General features: G+C 73.0%; 15 protein-coding genes and 1 pseudogene. 10 read left to right on the forward strand and 6 right to left on the reverse strand.

The features are described from left to right. The 3 genes and pseudogenes from DY218_RS34275 to DY218_RS19175 all read left to right on the forward strand — a co-directional run. A pseudogene (locus DY218_RS34275) lies at positions 1-711 on the forward strand (serine/threonine-protein kinase); the annotation flags it as partial. A 189-nt stretch (positions 712-900) separates the two neighbouring features. Then, positions 901-2,010 (forward strand): saccharopine dehydrogenase NADP-binding domain-containing protein, encoded by a 1,110-nt coding sequence (locus DY218_RS19170; protein ID WP_128557306.1) that lies wholly within the window; start codon positions 901-903, stop codon positions 2,008-2,010. Positions 2,011-2,074: 64 nt separating this feature from the next. Further along, a complete protein-coding gene (locus DY218_RS19175) occupies positions 2,075-2,647 on the forward strand; it encodes a TetR/AcrR family transcriptional regulator (RefSeq protein WP_128557307.1) in 573 nt (190 codons plus the stop codon). Positions 2,648-2,777: 130 nt separating this feature from the next. Here the strand turns inward: DY218_RS19175 and DY218_RS19180 are convergent, their stop codons facing one another. After that, a complete protein-coding gene (locus DY218_RS19180) occupies positions 2,778-3,764 on the reverse strand; it encodes a LacI family DNA-binding transcriptional regulator (RefSeq protein ID WP_128557330.1) in 987 nt (328 codons plus the stop codon). Between the two features lie 254 nt (positions 3,765-4,018). On the opposite strand from DY218_RS19180, the gene DY218_RS19185 reads away from it, so the two are divergent. Continuing rightward, entirely contained in the window at positions 4,019-4,975 is a 957-nt protein-coding gene (locus DY218_RS19185; RefSeq protein WP_128557308.1) for an ROK family protein, read from the forward strand. Between the two features lie 179 nt (positions 4,976-5,154). Here the strand turns inward: DY218_RS19185 and DY218_RS19190 are convergent, their stop codons facing one another. Next, positions 5,155-5,652 carry an excalibur calcium-binding domain-containing protein gene (locus tag DY218_RS19190; RefSeq protein WP_233521711.1) on the reverse strand — a complete coding sequence of 166 codons (498 nt, stop codon included), beginning with the start codon at positions 5,650-5,652 and terminating at the stop codon, positions 5,155-5,157. Between the two features lie 568 nt (positions 5,653-6,220). Here DY218_RS19190 and DY218_RS19195 point away from each other — a divergent pair. Then, a complete protein-coding gene (locus DY218_RS19195; RefSeq protein ID WP_128557310.1) occupies positions 6,221-7,258 on the forward strand; it encodes an NUDIX hydrolase in 1,038 nt (345 codons plus the stop codon). 43 nt (positions 7,259-7,301) lie between these two features. Here DY218_RS19195 and DY218_RS19200 read toward each other — a convergent pair whose 3' ends face one another. Next, complete coding sequence (locus DY218_RS19200; RefSeq protein WP_128557311.1) at positions 7,302-8,660, reverse strand: dipeptidase; 1,359 nt, start codon at positions 8,658-8,660, stop codon at positions 7,302-7,304. A gap of 166 nt (positions 8,661-8,826) precedes the next feature. Between DY218_RS19200 and DY218_RS19205 the strand changes: the two genes are divergently transcribed. From DY218_RS19205 to DY218_RS19215, 3 genes are all read left to right on the forward strand, one after another. Beyond that, positions 8,827-10,107, forward strand: coding sequence for a geranylgeranyl reductase family protein (locus DY218_RS19205; RefSeq protein WP_199566781.1), 1,281 nt, complete (start codon positions 8,827-8,829; stop codon positions 10,105-10,107). An 86-nt stretch (positions 10,108-10,193) separates the two neighbouring features. Then, a complete protein-coding gene (locus tag DY218_RS19210; protein ID WP_128557313.1) occupies positions 10,194-11,453 on the forward strand; it encodes a sensor histidine kinase in 1,260 nt (419 codons plus the stop codon). A gap of 54 nt (positions 11,454-11,507) precedes the next feature. Continuing rightward, on the forward strand, positions 11,508-12,173 hold the full coding sequence (locus DY218_RS19215; protein ID WP_128557331.1) for a response regulator transcription factor: 666 nt from the start codon (positions 11,508-11,510) through the stop codon (positions 12,171-12,173). Positions 12,174-12,193: 20 nt separating this feature from the next. Here the strand turns inward: DY218_RS19215 and DY218_RS19220 are convergent, their stop codons facing one another. Further along, a complete protein-coding gene (locus DY218_RS19220; RefSeq protein ID WP_128557314.1) occupies positions 12,194-12,940 on the reverse strand; it encodes a maleylpyruvate isomerase family mycothiol-dependent enzyme in 747 nt (248 codons plus the stop codon). Positions 12,941-12,997: 57 nt separating this feature from the next. Next, positions 12,998-14,203 carry an MFS transporter gene (locus DY218_RS19225; protein WP_233521712.1) on the reverse strand — a complete coding sequence of 402 codons (1,206 nt, stop codon included), beginning with the start codon at positions 14,201-14,203 and terminating at the stop codon, positions 12,998-13,000. A 165-nt stretch (positions 14,204-14,368) separates the two neighbouring features. Between DY218_RS19225 and DY218_RS19230 the strand changes: the two genes are divergently transcribed. Beyond that, positions 14,369-15,604 carry an ROK family protein gene (locus tag DY218_RS19230; RefSeq protein ID WP_128557315.1) on the forward strand — a complete coding sequence of 412 codons (1,236 nt, stop codon included), beginning with the start codon at positions 14,369-14,371 and terminating at the stop codon, positions 15,602-15,604. Between the two features lie 25 nt (positions 15,605-15,629). Here DY218_RS19230 and ilvY read toward each other — a convergent pair whose 3' ends face one another. Then, the gene (gene ilvY, locus DY218_RS19235; RefSeq protein WP_128557316.1) at positions 15,630-16,541 is read right to left on the reverse strand and encodes an HTH-type transcriptional activator IlvY; all 912 of its coding nucleotides are present in this window, start codon (positions 16,539-16,541) and stop codon (positions 15,630-15,632) included. A gap of 90 nt (positions 16,542-16,631) precedes the next feature. Here ilvY and DY218_RS19240 point away from each other — a divergent pair, with 90 nt between their 5' ends. Continuing rightward, positions 16,632-18,125 (forward strand): ketol-acid reductoisomerase, encoded by a 1,494-nt coding sequence (locus DY218_RS19240; RefSeq protein WP_128557317.1) that lies wholly within the window; start codon positions 16,632-16,634, stop codon positions 18,123-18,125. Positions 18,126-18,181: the final 56 nt, after the last annotated feature.

An 18,181-nucleotide genomic window follows, 5' to 3' on the forward strand; every position in this document is an offset into this window, starting at 1 on the left:
ACGCCTGCGCGGCGGAGCCGGCGGGCCCTGTACGCGGGCGCCGCCGCGGCCCTGGTGCTCGCCCTGGCCGGCGGCGGCTACGCCCTTCTGGCGGACTCGGGCGCCCCGAAGGCCGAGGCCGGGGGAGAGAGCGTGCAGGACGGTCGCGACAAGGGCGAGCCCTCGCAGCCGGCCGGCGGGAAGACCGGCACCTCCAAGCCCGAGGAGCACGGCGACAAGAAGAGCCCGTCCGCCGACGGCGACCGCGCGGACAAGGACTCCGAGGGCGACGGCAAGGACTCCGGTGCAGCCGGCGCCGGCGACGAGGACGACCCCGGCAAGGGCTCGGACAAGGGCGCGTCGAAGCCCACCGAGGCCCCGGACAAGGGTGGTTCGGGCTCGGGCGGTGGCGGCGGCGACGGCGGTACGGGTACCGAGCCCGATCCCGCGCCGGTCTGCCACCCCACCGGCGGCGGAAAGTACAACTGCGAGGTCTGGCGCACCGCGAAGTCGTACACCGCGGGCGGCACGGAAGCGGGCGTCCTGAACTCCGGCACCAACTACTTCTACTGCCAGGCGAATCTCGGCCGGCGCGAGTCGCACGGCGAGTGGACGAACGTCTGGTGGGCCAAGACCGACGACGACAGCGGAAACCGCGACGTCCATGTGAATGTCGTCAACATCAAGGGCGGCGACAACGACGCCCCGGTGCCGGGGTTGCCTCGCTGCTGACCGGGGGCCGGCCTTCCTCTCTGCCTCTCACGGGCGTCGAGTGGTCGACGTCCGGCGCTCTGACGTGGCTGGCTGCATGCATCGATGTCTCAGTGCGTCATTCAGTGCTAGGCTGAATGATGGCACAGTGAGACATCAGAGGTGCGCGGACAGACAGGATGCGGACCTCGTTCTCGAGGAGGAACGCCCATGCCGCAGGACAGTCTTGATCCCCGCACCGGTGAGGTGTGGATCCTGGGGGCGACAGGGCGCATCGGCGCCGCTGTCGCCGCCCGTCTGGCCGCACAGAAGGTGCCGCTCGTGCTGGTCGGGCGCGATTCCGGCCGATTGGACAAGGCCCGGGCGGACCTGGGAGGCGGAGGCGAGGTGAGGACCGTCGTCGCCGACTCCGCTGAAGCGATGGCGCGGCAGATCAACGAGCAGCGGCCGGCCGTCGTGCTCAACACCCTCGGTGAGTACGCCGAGACGGCGCTGCCGATCATCCGCGCCTGCATGCCCGGCGGCCACTATCTGGACCTCGCCGCCGACCCGGCGGCCGTCTCCCGACTCCTCGAGCTCCACGACGAAGCGGCGTCGGCGGGCAGCACCCTGGTGACCGGCTCCGGATTCGGGGTGCTGGCCTGCGAGTCCGTGGTCGTCAAGCTGTGCGAGGGTCGCTCCACCCCGAGCCATGTGCGGGTCGACGCGCTGGCCTCGGTGGCGAGCGAGGAGGGCCTGGTGGGCGCCGCCTTCGCCGCCACCTCCATGGATGTGCTGAGCACCGGCGGGCTCCGCTACGAGGACGGCCGCCTGGTCAAGGCCCGGATCGGCGCGGATGTGCAACACCTTGACCTGCCCGACGGGGAACGCGTGAAGTCGGCGGGGGCTCCCTCCGGCGAGCTCATCGCCGCACAGCGTGCCAGCGGGTCTCCGAACGTGACGGTGACCACCGCCCTCGCCCCCACCGGCACCGCGGTGCGGGCGGTCCTGCCGCTCGCCGGGAGGCTCGTCTCCGTCCCGGCGGTCCGCCGCTTCGCCGTCCGGCGCATGTCCGGCGTGCGGATGAAGGCCGCGCCCCGCCCCCGCCGGCACTCCTGGGGGCACGCCGTCGTCACCTGGCCCGACGGGACCCGTCGTGAAGGATGGCTGCGGGCGGACGACGGCATGGACTACACCGCGGCCGTCGCCGCCGAGGTCGCCCAGCGCCTCGCCCGCGGCGAGGGCAAGCCGGGTGCGTACACGCCCGCGGCCGCCCTGGGCGCCGATCTCGCCGTCGCCGCCGGGGGGTCCTTCGTCCTCGACCGAGTGCCGCACAGCTGAGCGCCTCGCTGTCGCGCGCCTCACCGCGCCGACGACTCATTGAGTCGCCGGATAGGGTTGCGGAATGCCCCGCTGGATGCCCCGCGCCAAAGAGCGCCTGCGAGACGCCGCGGTCGAGTTGTTCCTCGAGCGCGGCTACGAGAACGTGACGGTCACCGACATCACCGAGCGTGCCGGGCTGACCAGGCGCACCTTCTCGCGCTACTTCACGGACAAGCGGGACGTACTCTTCGCCGGCTCGGAGCAACTCGCGGAGGCCGTCGGCGCCGCCGTGCGCTCCGTCGACGAGAAGCTGCCGCCGTGGGACGCCACAGTGACCGCCCTGCGTGAGGTGGGCGACCAGTTGGCCGAACTCGTACCGCCGCCCGCCCGGCGCCGTACGGTGATCCGGGCCAGCACGGATCTGCAGGAGCGCGAGCGCACCAAGTACGCGCTGATCGCCGCCGAGATCGCGGACGCGCTGCACGAACGTGGCACCTCCGCGCAGCTGTCGGCCGTCCTTGCCGAGGTCGCCGTCACCGCCTTCCGCGCGGCCTTCGACCGCTGGATGGACGCCCCGGAGGGGACGTCGCTCTCGAACCTCTTCGACGTCGTCGCGCAGGAACTCACGTCGTCCTTGGCCGAGCCGACCGCGTAGCGCGCCCGCACTGACGTGCCCGCCCCCGGTTACCGTCTTCGCCGCTCCGCCTTCGCGACGGCCGAGCCCGGCACGGGGCCCGGCCTGTCCCGCATCCGAATCCCCGCCCCGCCCCAGACGCCGCCAAACCTCAGCCCTCCGGCCGCAGTTCCCCCGACCCCCGGGCGATCAGGCGGGTCGGGAGCACGCTGCGTTCCGTGCCGCTGCGTCCTCCGTCGAGGCGGCGGAAGAGGCGCTCCGCGGCGGTGCGGCCCAACTGGGCCGAGTCCTGGGCGATCACGGTCACGCCCGGGTCCAGCAGGTCGGCCAGTTCGAAGTCGTCGAAGCCGACCAGGGCGACTCGGCGGCGCCGTTCGGCCAGGACGCGTACCAGGGTCACCGTGACGCGGTTGTTGCCCGCGAAGAACGCGGTCACCGGGGACGGCCCGTCGAGTATCGCCGCGGCGGCGTCGCGCACTCGGACCGGATCGGTGGATCCGAGGGACACCCAGGAGCTGTCGACCGGAAGCCCGGCGTCCTCCATGGCGGCCCGGTACCCGCGCAGCCGCTCGGCCGCGGTGTGGATCCGAGGCTGGTCCCCGATGAAACCGATCCGCCGGTGTCCGTGTGCGATGAGGTGGGCGACCCCGGAACGCGCGCCGCCGTAGCTGTCCGACATCACCGCGTCCGCGTCGATCCGCCCGGCGGGGCGGTCCACGAAGACGGTCGCCACGCCGGCCTTGATCTCCGGTTCGAGATAGCGGTGGTCGTCGCCGGCCGGGATCACCACCAGGCCGTCGACCCGCCGGGCGCACAGGGCGAGCACCAACTCCTGCTCACGGGCCGGGTCTTCCGCGCTGGAGCCGTTGATGAGCAGTGCGCCGTGGGCACGGGCGACTTCTTCCACGGCCCGGCTGAGCGGTCCGTAGAACGGGTCGGCCAGATCCTCGAGGACCAGACCGATGCTCGCGGTGCGGCCCTTGCGCAGGACCCGGGCACTGTCGTTGCGCCGGAAACCGAGGGCGTCGATGGCCTCCTGGACGCGGCGCTCGGTGTCGGGGGTGACGCCCGGCTCGCCGTTCACCACGCGGGAGACCGTCTTGAGGCCCACGCCGGCGCGCGCGGCCACGTCCTTCATCGTGGGCCGGGTGCCGTAGCGCGGTTCGACGGCTCCGGGCGGCCACTGCCGTCCGTCCGATGCATGCGGAAAGCCGGGCGGGCGGCGGTCGTTCTCGGCCACTTGTGCGGTCCTGTCCTGGGGCTCGACGGTGTGGCATCGAGCATAGAGCCTAGACAACGTTGTCAGTGGCAGGGGAGACTGGACTTCGAATCTTTCGCGGCCCGTCTCACCAGGAGATCCGGCCCCGTTGACTACCAGGAGACCCGACTCTGATGCAGAACGACATCGTCGCCGCGCTCGACATCGGCGGCACCAAGATCGCCGGAGCCCTGGTGGACGGACGCGGTCGCATCCTGGTCCGTGCCCAACGGGCGACTCCCTCGCAGGAGGACGGCGACACGGTGATGGGCGCTGTGCAGAGCGTACTCGGTGAGCTCTCGGCCGACTCCCTGTGGGGTGACGTCCGTGCGCTCGGCATCGGCAGCGCGGGTCCGGTCGACGCCTCGAAGGGCACGGTCTCCCCGGTCAACGTCCCCGGCTGGCGCGGCTTTCCGCTCGTCGAGCGGGTCCGGGCGCTGACCGGCGGGCTGCCCGTCACCCTGATCGGCGACGGCGCCGCGATCACCGCCGCGGAGCACTGGCAGGGTGCGGCCCGCGGACACGACAACGCGCTGTGCATGGTGGTCTCCACCGGCGTCGGCGGCGGTCTGGTGCTCGGCGGCGGGCTGCACGCGGGGCCGACGGGGAATGCGGGGCACATCGGCCACATCAGTGTCGACCTGGACGGTGACCTCTGCCCCTGTGGCGGTCGCGGCTGTGTCGAGCGGATCGCCAGCGGGCCGAACATCGCCCGGCGGGCCCTGGACGACGGCTGGCTGCCCGGCCCCGACGGAGACGCCTCCGCCGCGGCGGTGGCCGTCGCGGCCCGGGCGGGGGACCCCGTCGCCCGGGCGTCCTTCGAGCGGGCCGCGCAGGCCCTCGCCGCGGGCATCGCGGCCACCGCGACCCTGGTCGAGATCGACATCGCGGTGGTCGGCGGGGGAGTGGCCAAGGCCGGCGAGGTCCTCTTCACACCGCTGCGCAAGGCACTTGACGACTACGCGACCCTGTCCTTCGTCCAGGATCTTCGGGTGGCTCCGGCGGTGACCGGCACGGATGCGGGACTGATCGGTGCCGCGGCAGCCGTCATCGCGGGGGCGGCGGCTTCGGAGGCTGCCGTTTCGGGCTGAAGCCGGCATTTCGGGTGCGGTCGGGCGGCGTGCGGCGGCGGAACGCCGATGTTGGCCGAAAGATATTGGCTGCTGGGCCGGTCCGGCGTCGCTCGTCGCGCCGTCCGGGCGCCCCGGCGGCCGCCGAGGGCCGGGCGGTCTGCGCGAGCCGCCCGGTCGCCGGCCCATGGTCGTGGTCGTCAGATGTCGCAGCCCACACCGTCCCCGTCGCGGTCCAGATGGCGACCGTAGCCGGGCTCGCCGCGGTGCACCGGGGCTGCCCCGGCCGCCCGGGCCTCGCTGCAGTTGCCATACGACACCTCGGCGCCTCCGCCGCCCGAACTCCCTTCTTCTGAACGGTCGTTGCCCGCGCCGGCCTCGGCCGGAGGCGCGGTGACGGTGGCGGTGGCGGTGGCCCGGACCGTCTTGGTGACGCGCACGGTCACCGTCGGCGCCGGTTCCGGATCCGGTGCGGGGTGCCCCGACTCGGTGACCGTCACGGTGGGTGCGGGTCGCGCCTCCTGCTCGTACGTCCCGGGCTCGCCGGACTCGCTGCCGCCGGCGGCAGCCGCTCCGACGGTGAACGCGAGAGCGAGAGCGGGCAGGACGAATCGCTTGCGAGCCCAGCGCGGAGCCCTGCGGGATGCCGGTCCGTCGGGCGGAACATGCGGAACATGCGGAGTATGTGGATTGCTCAAGATGTCCCCCCGAGGGTGATTTCCGGTGAGAGGAAGGTAGTGCTGACATTCCTCTTGTGGAGGAGGCATGGAGCTCACGTGTTCAACTCGTGACCTGTGGGCCGTGGTTCGGTGCTCGAACCGCGGTGCCGCGGCGGCTCGGGCCGCGGCTGAATGCCTGCTTCCCTACGCGGCGGGCCGGTTCTACGATCGGTTGGCGGAGCGTGAACCGCGCGGCCCTGCACCGCGATTCACGGTGTCAGCCCACCCGCCCGCCCGTGCCGAGTGTCGGGCCGGGACCTCGGACCACACCGGCCGGCCGGGGCCGCATCGCCGACAACGCGGCCCCGGCCCGCCCCTCCGGCCTGCTCCAACCCGGGGTGACCTCCCGCGCATCCCGAGGCGCCGGAAGGGGCCGCATGCACAGGATCGGTGCCGGGGGAGCCACCGTCCTGGCGTGCCCGGCCGCCGTCGGCCCCGCCCGGTGCGGGTGCCGGCGGTGGCCACATCCCCGCTTCCTGAGCGGAGTTGGTTTCCGCGGCAGGGTGTTGCGGGCAAGCCACAGGGGGCCAACAGAAGAGGGGGAACCGTGATCGTCTGGATCAACGGTGCGTTCGGTGCGGGGAAGTCCACCGCCGCACGGGAACTGATCGACCTGATCCCGAACAGCACGCTCTTCGACCCCGAGATCGTCGGCAGCGGCTTGCCGCTGCTGCTCCCGCAGAAGCACCTCGCCGAGGTCAGCGACTACCAGGACCTGCGGATCTGGCGACGACTCGTCGTCGACACCGCGTCCGCGCTGCTCGCCGAGGTCGGCGGAGTCCTCGTGGTCCCCATGACCTTGCTGCGCCAGGAGTACCGGGACGAGATCTTCGGTGGTCTCGCCGCCCGCAGAATCGCGGTACGACACGTGGCTCTCACCCCGGCGGAAACGATCCTGCGCTGCCGGATCGCCGACCGGGACGTCGGTCCCGGCGACGACGCCGAACTCCGGGTGCGCCAGTGGTCGTACGACCACATCGAGCCCTACCGTGCGGCGCTGGCATCCTGGCTCAGCGCCGACGCGCACCTCGTCGACAACGGCTCGCTCACCCCGTACGAGACCGCCGAGCGCATCGCCGAAGCGGTGCGCAGCAGGGACAGCGGGCGCTGCGACATCGTGCAGACGCCCGAACCGACCGCCGAGACGCTGGCCGCCGGTGTGCTGCTCTTCGACGAGGAGGACCGCGTGCTGCTCGTCGATCCGACCTACAAGGCCGGCTGGGAGTTCCCCGGCGGCGTCGTCGAACCGGGTGAGGCGCCCGCGCAGGCGGGAGTGCGGGAGGTCGCCGAAGAGACCGGCATAGGGCTGGAGCGCATCCCGCGGCTCCTGGTGGCGGACTGGGAGCCTCCGGCGCCACCCGGATTCGGCGGGATGCGGCTGATATTCGACGGCGGCAGACTCGACGGCGCGGTACGGGATCGGGTGCTGCTGCCCGGTCCCGAACTGCGTGGCTGTCGCTTCGTCACCGAGCAGGAGGCGGCGAGTCTGCTGCCCCCGGTGCGGTACGAACGGCTCCGCTGGGCTCTGCGCGCCAGGGAGCGCGGAGCCGTTCTCTATCTGGAGGACGGGGTGCCGGTCGGCTGACGAACGCCGCGAGGGCGGGCCGGTCGGTGCCGGCCCGCCGGGTTCACTTGGATGCGGCGTAGTTCCGCAGGAACAGCGCCTCGGTCACTGCGAGACGGCTCAGTTCGGAGGGCGAGACACTCTCGTTCACCGCATGGATCTGCGCTTCGGGCTCGCTCAGGCCGATCAGCAGGATCTCGGCGTCGGGGTACAGCGCGTCCAGGGTGTTGCACAGCGGGATCGAGCCGCCCTGGCCCGCGTACTGCATCTCCTCGCCGGGGTAGGCGACCGCCATCGCCTCGGCCATCGCCGCGTACGCCGGGCTGGTGGTGTCCGCGCGGAACGGCTGCCCCTGGCCGACCTGTTCGGTACGGATCCGGGCACCCCACGGAATGTGCGCCTCCAAGTGCGCCCGGAGCAGCCGGGTGGCCTCGGCGGCGTCCGTCCCCGGTGCGACCCGCAGGCTGACCAGCGCACGCGCGCTCGACTGCACCGAAGGCGTGGCACCCACGACGGGCGGGCAGTCGATGCCGAGCACGGTCACCGCGGGCCGGGCCCAGATACGGTCCGCGACTGTGCCCGAACCGATGAGCCGCACGCCCTCGGCGACCTTGGCGTCCCGCCGGAAGTCCGCCTCCTCGTACTGCAGGCCCTGCCAGGACTGGCCGGCTTCGAGGCCGTCCACCGTGGTCGAACCGTCCTCGCCGCGCAGCGAGTCAAGGACCCGGATCAGCGCGGCGAGCGCGTCCGGCGCCGCGCCGCCGAACTGGCCCGAGTGCAGATTCCCGGCCAGGGTGTCGACCTCCACGCGGACCAGGGTCATGCCGCGCAGCGTCGAGGTGACCGTGGGCAGCCCGACCCGGAAGTTGCCGCTGTCGCCGATCACGATCGAGTCGGCGCGCAGCAGTTCGGGGTGGGTCTCCGCGTAACGCTCCAGACCTCCGGTTCCCTGCTCCTCGGATCCTTCGGCGATGAACTTGACGGTCACGGGAAGGTCGCCGTCGGCCTTCAGGGCGCGCAGCGCGAGCAGGTGCATGATGACGCCGCCCTTGCAGTCGGCCGAACCCCGGCCGTACCAGCGGCCGTCCCGCTCGGTCAGCTCGAAGGGCGGAGTGGTCCAGGCGTCCTCGTCGAGCGGCGGCTGTACGTCGTAGTGGGCGTAGAGGAGCACGGTGGGTGCGCCCTCGGGGCCCGGCAGTACGCCGTAGACGGACTGGGTGCCGTCCGGGGTGTCCAGGAGGGCGACGTCCTCGAAGCCCTCGGTGCGCAGCGCGTCGGCGACCCAGCGGGCGGCGCCCTCGCTCTCGCTCCTGGGGAACTGGCCGAAGTCCGCGACCGACTTGAACGCCACCAGATCGGCGAGCTCCTGCCAGGCACGTGGCATCAGGGAGTCGACGGTCTCGGCGATCCGGTTCGAGGACATGGGCACGCTCCTTGTGGGTGCGACGTTGTATCTGTGGGTCGCCGTCACGCGCGCGTGTGCGCGGCCGGCGCCGGGCCGATCTTCCCACAGGAGAGTGCGGGGACGGCCGCCCGTAGGATGCCGTGGACAGTGGCGTGTATCAGCTGGATCGGAGCAGCAGCCCATCGTGAGCAGCGAGAACTCGAGCGAGAAGCCGGCCGACGAGAGCAGTGAGGTGTGGGACGTCGTCGTGGTCGGCGCCGGCCCCGCGGGCGCCTCGGCCGCCTATGCAGCGGCCGTGGCCGGCCGACGCGTCCTGCTCCTGGAGAAGGCCGAACTGCCGCGCTACAAGACGTGCGGAGGCGGCATCATCGGACTCTCGCGCGACGCACTGCCCCCCGGATTCGACCTGCCGCTGCGGGACCGCGTGCATGCGGTCACCTTCTCCCTCGACGGCCGCTTCGCTCGTACGCGCCGCTCACGCCGGATGCTCTTCGGCCTGATCAACCGCCCCGAGTTCGACCAGGGCCTCGTCGAGTCCGCCCTCAAGGCGGGCGCGGAACTGCGCACCGGGGTCACGGTCTCCGGGGTCGAGCAGCACGGCCGTGCCGTGCCCGACCGGCGGACGGTGGCCGTCCAGCTGTCCGGCGGCGAGACCGTGCTCGCGCACGCGGTGATCGGTGCGGACGGCAGCGCCAGCCGGATAGGGGGTCATGTCGGCGTCAAGCTCGACCAGGTGGACCTCGGGCTCGAGGCGGAGATCCCGGTGCCCGACTCGGTCGCGGAGGACTGGGCAGGACGGGTGCAGATCGACTGGGGCCCGATGCCCGGCAGTTACGGCTGGGTCTTCCCCAAGGGCGACACCCTCACCGTCGGTGTGATCTCGGCCCGGGGCGAAGGAGCGGCCACCAAGCGCTACTTGGACGACTTCGTCGCCCGGCTCGGCCTCGCGGGCTTCGAGCCGCGCATCTCCTCCGGTCATCTCACGCGCTGCCGCAGCGACGATTCGCCGCTGTCGCGCGGGCGGGTGCTGGTGTGCGGGGACGCCGCAGGCCTGCTCGAGCCGTGGACCCGGGAGGGCATCTCCTTCGCGCTGCGCTCGGGGCGGCTCGCGGGGGAGTGGGCGGTACGGATCGCCGAGTCGCAGGACGCGGTGGACGCGCGGCGCCAGGCGCTGAACTACGCCTTCGCCGTGAAGGCGGGGCTCGGCGTGGAGATGAGCATCGGGCGGCGCATGCTGACGGTGTTCGAGCGGCGGCCCGGACTGCTGCATGCGGCGATCACCGGGTTCCGTCCGGCGTGGAACGCCTTTGCGCGGATCACCCGCGGCTCCTCCTCGCTGACCGAGATCGTCCGTACCCACCCGATGGCCCGGCGGGCGCTCAGCGCCCTGGACCGCAGGACGGAGGGCGGTGCCTCGGCGCGCGGGGGCGGCGAGCGAGACGAAGCGGGCGCCGTCACGTCGTGAGGAGTCCGACGGCGAGGGCTACTCCGGCGGGAGTACGCGTGATCACTGCGCCCGGCTGACGCCCGAGGGCCCGGGCCGCCGCTAGCGTGGCCGGTATGGATGAGCAGCAGGGACGTCGTGGCGGCCTGCCCCACGGCAGGGGCGGCCCGCCGTGGCACACCCCCGAGACGCCGGGACTGCGGCGCTGGGAGGAGATCAGGGCGGATCCGCGCCGGCTGCCGTGGCTGACGACGGTGCTGCTGACGCTGTTCGTGCAGGCGGGCACCACCTTCGCGGCGCAGGACCAGACCGGCCGCGCGGATCTGGACCTGTGGGCACGGGCCCTGCTCCTGATCGGCAGTGTGCTGCTCCTGTTCCGCCATCGCATCCCGGTGGTCGTCGCGTACGGCACGGCGGGGTCCGCGCTGGTGTACCTGGCCGCGGGCTACCCGTACGGACCGGTGTTCCTGACCGTGGCGCTCGGCTGCTTCTCGGCGATCGTCGCCGGGCGGCGGCGCGCGGCGTGGGGAGCGATCGGACTCCTGTGGGTGGGCCACATCCTGGTGAGCCACTGGCTGTACCGGTGGCTGCCGCCGGCCGGGGACGGGCCGTGGGGCTGGGGCCAGGAACTCGGCGTGGTGATCTGGGTGGTGGCGATCATCGCGGTCTCCGAACTCGCCCACAGCCGCCGGGAACAGTGGGCCAAGGACCGCATCGAGCGGGAGCGGGCGGCCGCGCGCCGGGCCGACGAGGAGCGCCTGCGCATCGCCCGCGAGCTGCACGACGTACTGGCCCACTCGATCTCGGTGATCAATGTGCAGGCCGGTGTCGGCCTCGCGCTCCTGGACAGCGACCCCGAGCAGGCCCGCACCGCGCTCACCACCATCAAGTCCGCCAGCAAGGAGGCACTCGGCGAGGTCCGACAGGTGCTCGACACCCTGCGTACGCCAGGTGACGCCCCGCGCGCCCCGGCTCCGGGGCTCGACCGGCTGCCCGAACTCGTCGAGCAGGCGGCCGGCGCCGGCCTCACCGTCGAGGTGACCACCGAGGGCGAGCGCTTCCCGCTGCCGCCGGGCGCCGACCTCGCGGCCTTCCGTATCGTCCAGGAGGCGCTGACGAACGTCGTACGGCACTCGGGTTCGCGCAGCGCGCGCGTGCGGGTGCGCTACGCGGAGGCGGGCCTGGAGCTGGGGATCGACGACGACGGACCGGCGACCCGGGCCGAGGCGGGCGGTTCCGGCAACGGGCTCGCCGGAATGCGGGAGCGGGCCGCGGCACTCGGTGGCACGATCGAAGCCGGTTCGCGGTCCGACGGCGGCTTCCGGGTCCGGGCCGTACTGCCGAGGACACCGAGTACCTCGCCGTGAGGACCGACAAGTGTGGCACCGATGCGTGAGGCACCGACGAAGGAGAGCCGAGAAGTGATCCGCGTACTGCTCGCCGACGATCAATCGCTGGTACGAGCCGGATTCAGGGCGCTCCTCGACGCTCAGCAGGACATCGAGGTGGCCGCCGAGGCGTCCGACGGGGCCGAGGCCGTCCGCAGGGTGCGCGAACTGCGCCCGGACGTCGTCCTGATGGACATCCGCATGCCGCAGCTCGACGGGCTGGCGGCGACCCGTGAGATCACCGGCGACTCCGCTCTGGAGGCGGTGAAGGTGGTGATGCTGACGACGTTCGAGCTCGACGAGTACGTCTTCGAGGCGATCCGCTCGGGCGCCTCCGGGTTCCTGGTCAAGGACACCGAACCGGACGAACTCCTGCGTGCCGTACGGGCCGTGGTCGAGGGCGACGCCCTGCTGTCCCCCGGAGTGACCCGGCGCCTGATCGGCGAGTTCGCGGCTCGTTCCAAGGAACCGTCCGCTGCCGCGGCCCTCGCCGAACTGACCGAGCGGGAACGGGAGGTGATGGCGCTCGTCGGCATCGGCCTGTCCAACGAGGAGATCGCCCGCCGCCTGGTGGTCAGCCCGCTCACCGCGAAGACCCACGTCAGCCGCACCATGATCAAGTTGGGCGCCCGGGACCGCGCCCAACTCGTCGTACTCGCCTACGAGTCGGGGCTGGTGCGGCCCGGCTGGCTGGGCTGAGTACCGGCCGGGCGAGGCCGTCAGTTCCAGTTCACCGCCGAGTTCTCCCGCCAGAGGCGCGCCAGCGAGGCGTCCCCGGTGACCTCGGGAACCGGCCGGCGGTTCCACAGCGCCGCGTACAACTCGGCTGCCGTGCCGCTCAGTTCGCAGTCCGCGGCCGCATCGTCCGCACCGTGCGTGGTGGCGGGCGGCTCGGTCCCCAGGCGTACGGTCCACACCTCGCCGGTGTCCGTGGTACGCACCCGAAGCACCCGGGGCTGCTCGGTCCTGACCCGGCTCTTCGAGCGCGAGTGGAAGCAGCGGAGCAGCTCGTCGATCCCGTCCGCGGCGACCCGCGCATCGACGGGGACGTCCTGGGCGCCGGGCACGGCCGAGTCCGCGTCCAGGCGGTGCACGGTCGTCTCGTGCGCCTGCCGCCGCGCCCAGAACGCCAGCGGCGACGGCGCCGCCAGGAACGACCAGCACTCCAGGTCGTCGGGCGCCTCGCGCAGCGCCCGCACCAGGGCGCGGTGGCCCTCGGCGAAGTGGTCGACGAGTGCGTCGCCGTCCAGGTGCGGCGGCGGTTCCTCGCCCGGCGCCGGGGAGGTCAGTGCATCGGCGACGAACCGGGTCGCCCACCGGTGCACCATCGTGGTGTGCCGCAGCAGGTCGCGGACCTGCCAGCCGGGGCAGGTCGGCACCGCGGCATCGGGCCCGGCGGCCGCGGCGCGCTCGGCGAGCAGACAGCCCGCGGAGTCGAGGGCCCGGATGTGTTCGGTGATCTCCATGGCGCGATTGTGCCCGCTGCCCGGAGCGGGGCCCACCGGATTCCTGGCGGGCGCCCGTCACGCGCGCGTGGAGACCCCTCGTACGGCGAACCCGATGGCGGCCGACACCGCGGCGAGGGCCGCCACGCTGGTCAGTGCCACGGGCAGCGAGTACCAGTCGGCCATGAACCCGATCATCGGCGGGCCGAGCAGCAGGCCGCCGTACCCGAGGGTCGAGGCGGTCGCGACGCCGCTCGGTCCTGCCAGGGCGCCGGCTCGTTCGATGGCGACCGGGAAGATGTTGGCGAGGCCGAGGCCGGTGACGGCGAAGCCGAGCAGGGCGGCCCACACCGTCGGGGCGAGCGCGCCGGCCAGCATGCCGACGGCGGCCGTGGCGCCGCCGGCGACCAGGGTGCGGGTCTGTCCGAGGCGTTCGAGCAGCAGCGTGCCGGAGAGCCGGCCGACCGTCATGGTCAGGGCGAAGAGGGAGTAGCCGGCGGCCGCGATTCCGGGGCCGGCGTGCAGGTCGTCCTGCAGGTGCAGGGCGCCCCAGTCCGCGAGCGCCCCTTCGCCGTACGCCGTGCACAGGGCGATCAGGCCGAAGACGACGACGATCCAGCGGGTGTGCCGAGGGGAGCCGTCGGACCGAGCGGCCGAGGTGGACTCCGGGAGGGGCGCGGGTGCCGGGCGACGCAGCAGGGTCGGTGCCGCGGCGGCGGTCACCGCGAGGCCGATGAAGGTCAGGGCCAGCAGATGCACGCCGGGCGAGAGGCCGCCCGCGACCAGTCCGCCGAGTCCGGCGCCGATCATGCCGCCGAGGCTGAACGCGGCGTGGAAGCTGGGCATCACGGGCCGCCGGAGGGCCCGTACCAGGTCGACGGCGGCGCTGTTCATGGCCACGTTCAGGCCGCCGTACGCGGCACCGAAGATCAGCAGGACGGCGCCGAGGGTGAGTGGTGTGCGGGTCAGCGGAGGCAGGGCGATGCTGAGCGCCAGCAGGACGGCGCAGACGACGGTGACCGGATGGCTCCCGAAGCGCCGGCAGAGCCGTCCGGTCAGGGTCATCGTGACGACGGCCCCCGCGGACACCCCGAGCAGCGCCAGGCCCAGGGCGCTGGCCGATGCACCCGTCTGCTCCTTGATCGCGGGAATGCGGACGACCCACCCGGCGAAGACGAATCCGTCCAGTCCGAAGAACACGGTGAGTGCGATGCGGAGCCTGCTGAGGTCCGGGTCCTTGGGTTGGTGGGACCCGGCCGCCCTGAGTTTGTTCAATGTCGGCACAAACTGAGGTTAGAGGTCCCGCGGGCGGCTGAGCAAGTCGCCGGCAGCACTGAAGTTCCCTGCCGGACCGGCGGATCAGCGAGTGGTGCGCGCGGGTGCCCGGCGCGGGCGGCGACCGGGTCCGCGCGGGCACCACACACCGCGGATCATGGGAGACTCCCCCTCATGAACGGCAAGGAGGCACCCCGCGCCGCGGGGCAGGTGTCCACCCGAACTCGGCTCGAACGAGGGCGCGGTGCGCTCGGCCCGGCACTGGAACTCGTGCACACCGGACGGGCCCCGACCCGCGCCGTCCTCACCTCCGAACTCGGCGTCACCCGCGCCACCGCGGGAGCCGTCGCCGCCGAACTCGAGGCGCTCGGCCTCATCCACGTCGAACCGGGTTCCGCCGCCGGAGCCCAGGGCCGCCCCTCGCACCGCCTCGTGGTGGCCGACGACGGACCGGTGGTGCTCGCCGCCCAGGTGCACTCCGACGGATACCGCGCAGCCCTCGTCGGCCTCGGCGGACGGATCGTCGCCACCACCCCCGGCTGCGAGATCGTCGACGCGGACCCGGCACAGGTGATCGGCTCCGTGGTGGAGGCCGGCGCGGCGCTGCTGCGCGACAGTGGACGCCGCTGCGCGGGCGCCGGACTCGCCGTACCCTCCGCGGTCGCCGAGCCCGAGGGCAATGCGCTCAACCCGCTGCACCTGGCCTGGCCGATCGGCGCCCCGGTCCGCGAGATCTTCGAGCAGCGGGTGAGCGGTGCGGGCCTCGACGTCCCGGCCTTCACCGGCAACGACGTCAACCTCGCGGCCCTCGCCGAGCACCGGCACGGCGCGGGCCGCGGCTCCCGCGACCTGCTCTGCGTGGCCACCGGACACCGCGGCGTCGGCGGCGCCCTGGTCCTCGACGGCCGTCTGCACACCGGCAGTTCGGGCCTGGCCCTCGAAGTCGGACACCTCACCGTGAACCCGGAGGGCGGCCGCGCCTGCCACTGCGGCAGCCGCGGCTGCCTCGACGTGGAGACCGACCCGCTGGCCCTGCTCACCGCGGCCGGCCGGACGCCGGGCCCCGAGGAGTCGCTGCTCGCCCAGGCGCGCGGCCTGCTCTCAACGGAGTACGCCGACCGGCTGGTGCGCGGCGCCGCCGAGGAACTCATCGACCGCCTCGGCCTCGGACTCGCCGGCCTCGTCAACATCCTCAACCCCGACCGCATCATCCTCGGCGGCCTGCACCGCGAACTGCTCACCGCCGACCCGGAACGCCTGCGCGCCGTCGTCGCCGACCGCAGCCTGTGGGGCCGCAGCGGTTCGGTCCCCATCCTCGCCTGCACCCTGGACCACAACAGCCTGGTCGGTGCCGCGGAAGTGGCCTGGCAGCCGGTCCTTGACGACCCGTTGGGCGCCCTCAGTACCTGATCCAGGTGCCGGCGAACGGCCGGTGTCACCGTGCAGCCGCGTCCCGCCCCTCGGCCGTGAGGCTCCACAGCGCACCCACCAGCGGCCTGCGCAGATCCGCCCGCCGCACACAGAGACCGAGCCGCAGCGGACGCAACCCCGGCCCTCCGCCCGGCGCCCGCAGCACGGTCAGCCGGTCCCGCACCGCGCTCTGCTCGAGCACGAGGCGCGGCACGATCCCGGTGCCGACCCCCAGCGCGACCAGCGTCAACAACGCCTCGTGCCCGTCGGGTTCGGAACACACGTCCGGGCTCGCGCCGTGCTCCTTGAACCACCGGTGGGCCTCCTCGCGCACCAGGCCACGATGGGGGAGTACGTACGGTCCGTGCGCCTCGTCCGCCTCCGTGTCGCCTCCCGTCCCACCGGCCCCGGGTGTCGCAGTGCGGGCCCGTACGAACACCAGGCCGGTGCCCGCCACGGTGCGGCTCACCAGCGAGGACGGCAGCCTGGCCGGCAGTGCCGCCACCGCCGCGTCCACCTCCCCTTCGTCGAGCCGGGCCAGCGCGCTCGCCGCGTCACCGGTGCGCAGGTCGAGTCGTACCTGCGGATGGGCCGTGCGAAAGGGAGCGAGCAGGTCGGGCAGCAGGCCCTGACAGGCCGTCACCGTCGCGAACAGCGAGAGCCTGCCGGTCAGTTCGGCGGTGCCGGGGCTCTCCCGCCGGTACGCCTGCCACAGCGCGAGCGCGTCCTCGGCGTACCGGCGAAAGCGCCTGCCCTCGGTGGTCAGCGACACCCCGGTCGGTCCGCGGTCGAGCAGCCGGTGGCCGACGGACGCCTCGAGGCGTTTCACCACCCGGGTGAGGGTCGCCGGGCTCACATGGCAGTCGTGACTGGTGCGGCCGAAGTTCAGGGTCTGCGTCAGATGGAGGAACAGCGTCAGCTCGCGGCGCTCGTCCACGGGGAACCACCTGGGCCTTTCATTCGGTGCAACGCCGCGATGCGGTTGTTGCGCTTGCCGCAATGTCGAGGCGGAGCCTACAACTCCGTCATGGCGAACCCTTCTTCGGCGGAACAGCCCGCCAACTCCTTCACCTCCGACATCTTCGACGTCGAATCCCTCGCCGTCCCCGACGGCACCGAGACCGTGCTGCGCGGCGGGCGCCACCTCTTCCCACTGCTGCCGCGCGCCTTCGCCGGCATCCGAAGGATCGGGGTGATCGGCTGGGGGTCGCAGGGCCGCGCCCAGGCCTGCAACCTGCGCGACTCGCTCGCCGGCACCGGCATCGAGGTCGCCGTCGGCCTGCGCCCCGGCTCCGCCTCCTGCGCCGACGCTCGGGCGCACGGATTCCGCACCGAGGACGGCACATCGGGCGACTGGCTCGACGTCGTCGCCTCCAGCGACCTGGTGATCCTGCTCATCGCCGACGCGGCCCTGGCCGCCCACCACCAGGAGGTGTTCGCGGCGCTGCGTCCCGGCGCGACCATCGGCCTCTCGCACGGCTTCCTGCTCGGCCATCTCGACGCGAACGGCGGCTCCTTCCCCGCCGGACACCCGGTGATCGCGGTGTGCCCCAAGGGCATGGGCGACTCGGTCCGCAGGCTCTACGTGCAGGGCGCCGAGGTCAACGGTGCAGGGATCAACAGCAGCTTCGCCGTGCACGCCGACCCGGACGGGCACGCCGTCGACCGGGCGCTCGCCTGGTCCGTGGCGCTCGGCTCGCCGTACACCTTCCGCACCACACTGCGCAGCGAGTACCTCTCCGACATCGTGGGGGAGCGCGCCGTCCTGCTCGGCGCGGTGCACGGCATGGTCGAGAGCCTGCACCGCCGGTTCCTGCTCGAGGGCGACGACGCGGTCACGGCGTACCGGCGGTCCTGCGAGACCGTCACGGGACCGATCGCCCGCACCATCTCCCGCGAGGGCCTGCTCGCGGTCCGCGAGAACCTCGACACCGCAGGCCGCGACACCTTCGACCGTGCGTACAGCGCCACCTACGGGCCCGCGCGCGACCTGATCGCGGAGATCTACGACGAGGTCGCCGACGGCACCGAACTGCGCAGTGTGATCCTCGCCGAACAGCGGCTCGCCACCCGGGACATGACCCCGATCGGCGGCTCCGGAATGTGGCGGGCCGGTGAGCAGGTGCGGGCGGAGCGGGCGTCGTACGCCCAGGCCGCGGACCCGTTCACGGCGGGCGTGTTCGTGGCGACGATGACGGCCCAGACGGACGAGTTCGCGACCCGCGGCCACCCCTGGTCGGAGATCGTCAACGAGTCCGTGATCGAGGCCGTGGACTCCCTGCTGCCCTATATGCACGCGCGCGACGTGGCGTACATGGTCGACAACTGCTCGCGCACGGCACGCCTCGGCGCGCGCCGCTGGGGCCCGCGCTTCCAGGCGGCGTACGAGCAGATCTGCTTCCCCGCGGCGCAGGCGGCGCCCGATCCGGCGCTGGTGGAGGCGTTCCGTACGCACCGGGTGCACCCGGCACTCGCATCCGCGTCGAGACTGCGGCCCACCGTCGACATCTCCGTGGCCTGAGCACCCGCCGCCCGGAGCAGGCACCGGGCCACCGCGTACTCCCGGGGAGGTAGCAC

The sequence above is a fragment of the Streptomyces triticagri genome (assembly GCF_003429565.1).
Classification (GTDB): domain Bacteria; phylum Actinomycetota; class Actinomycetes; order Streptomycetales; family Streptomycetaceae; genus Streptomyces; species Streptomyces triticagri.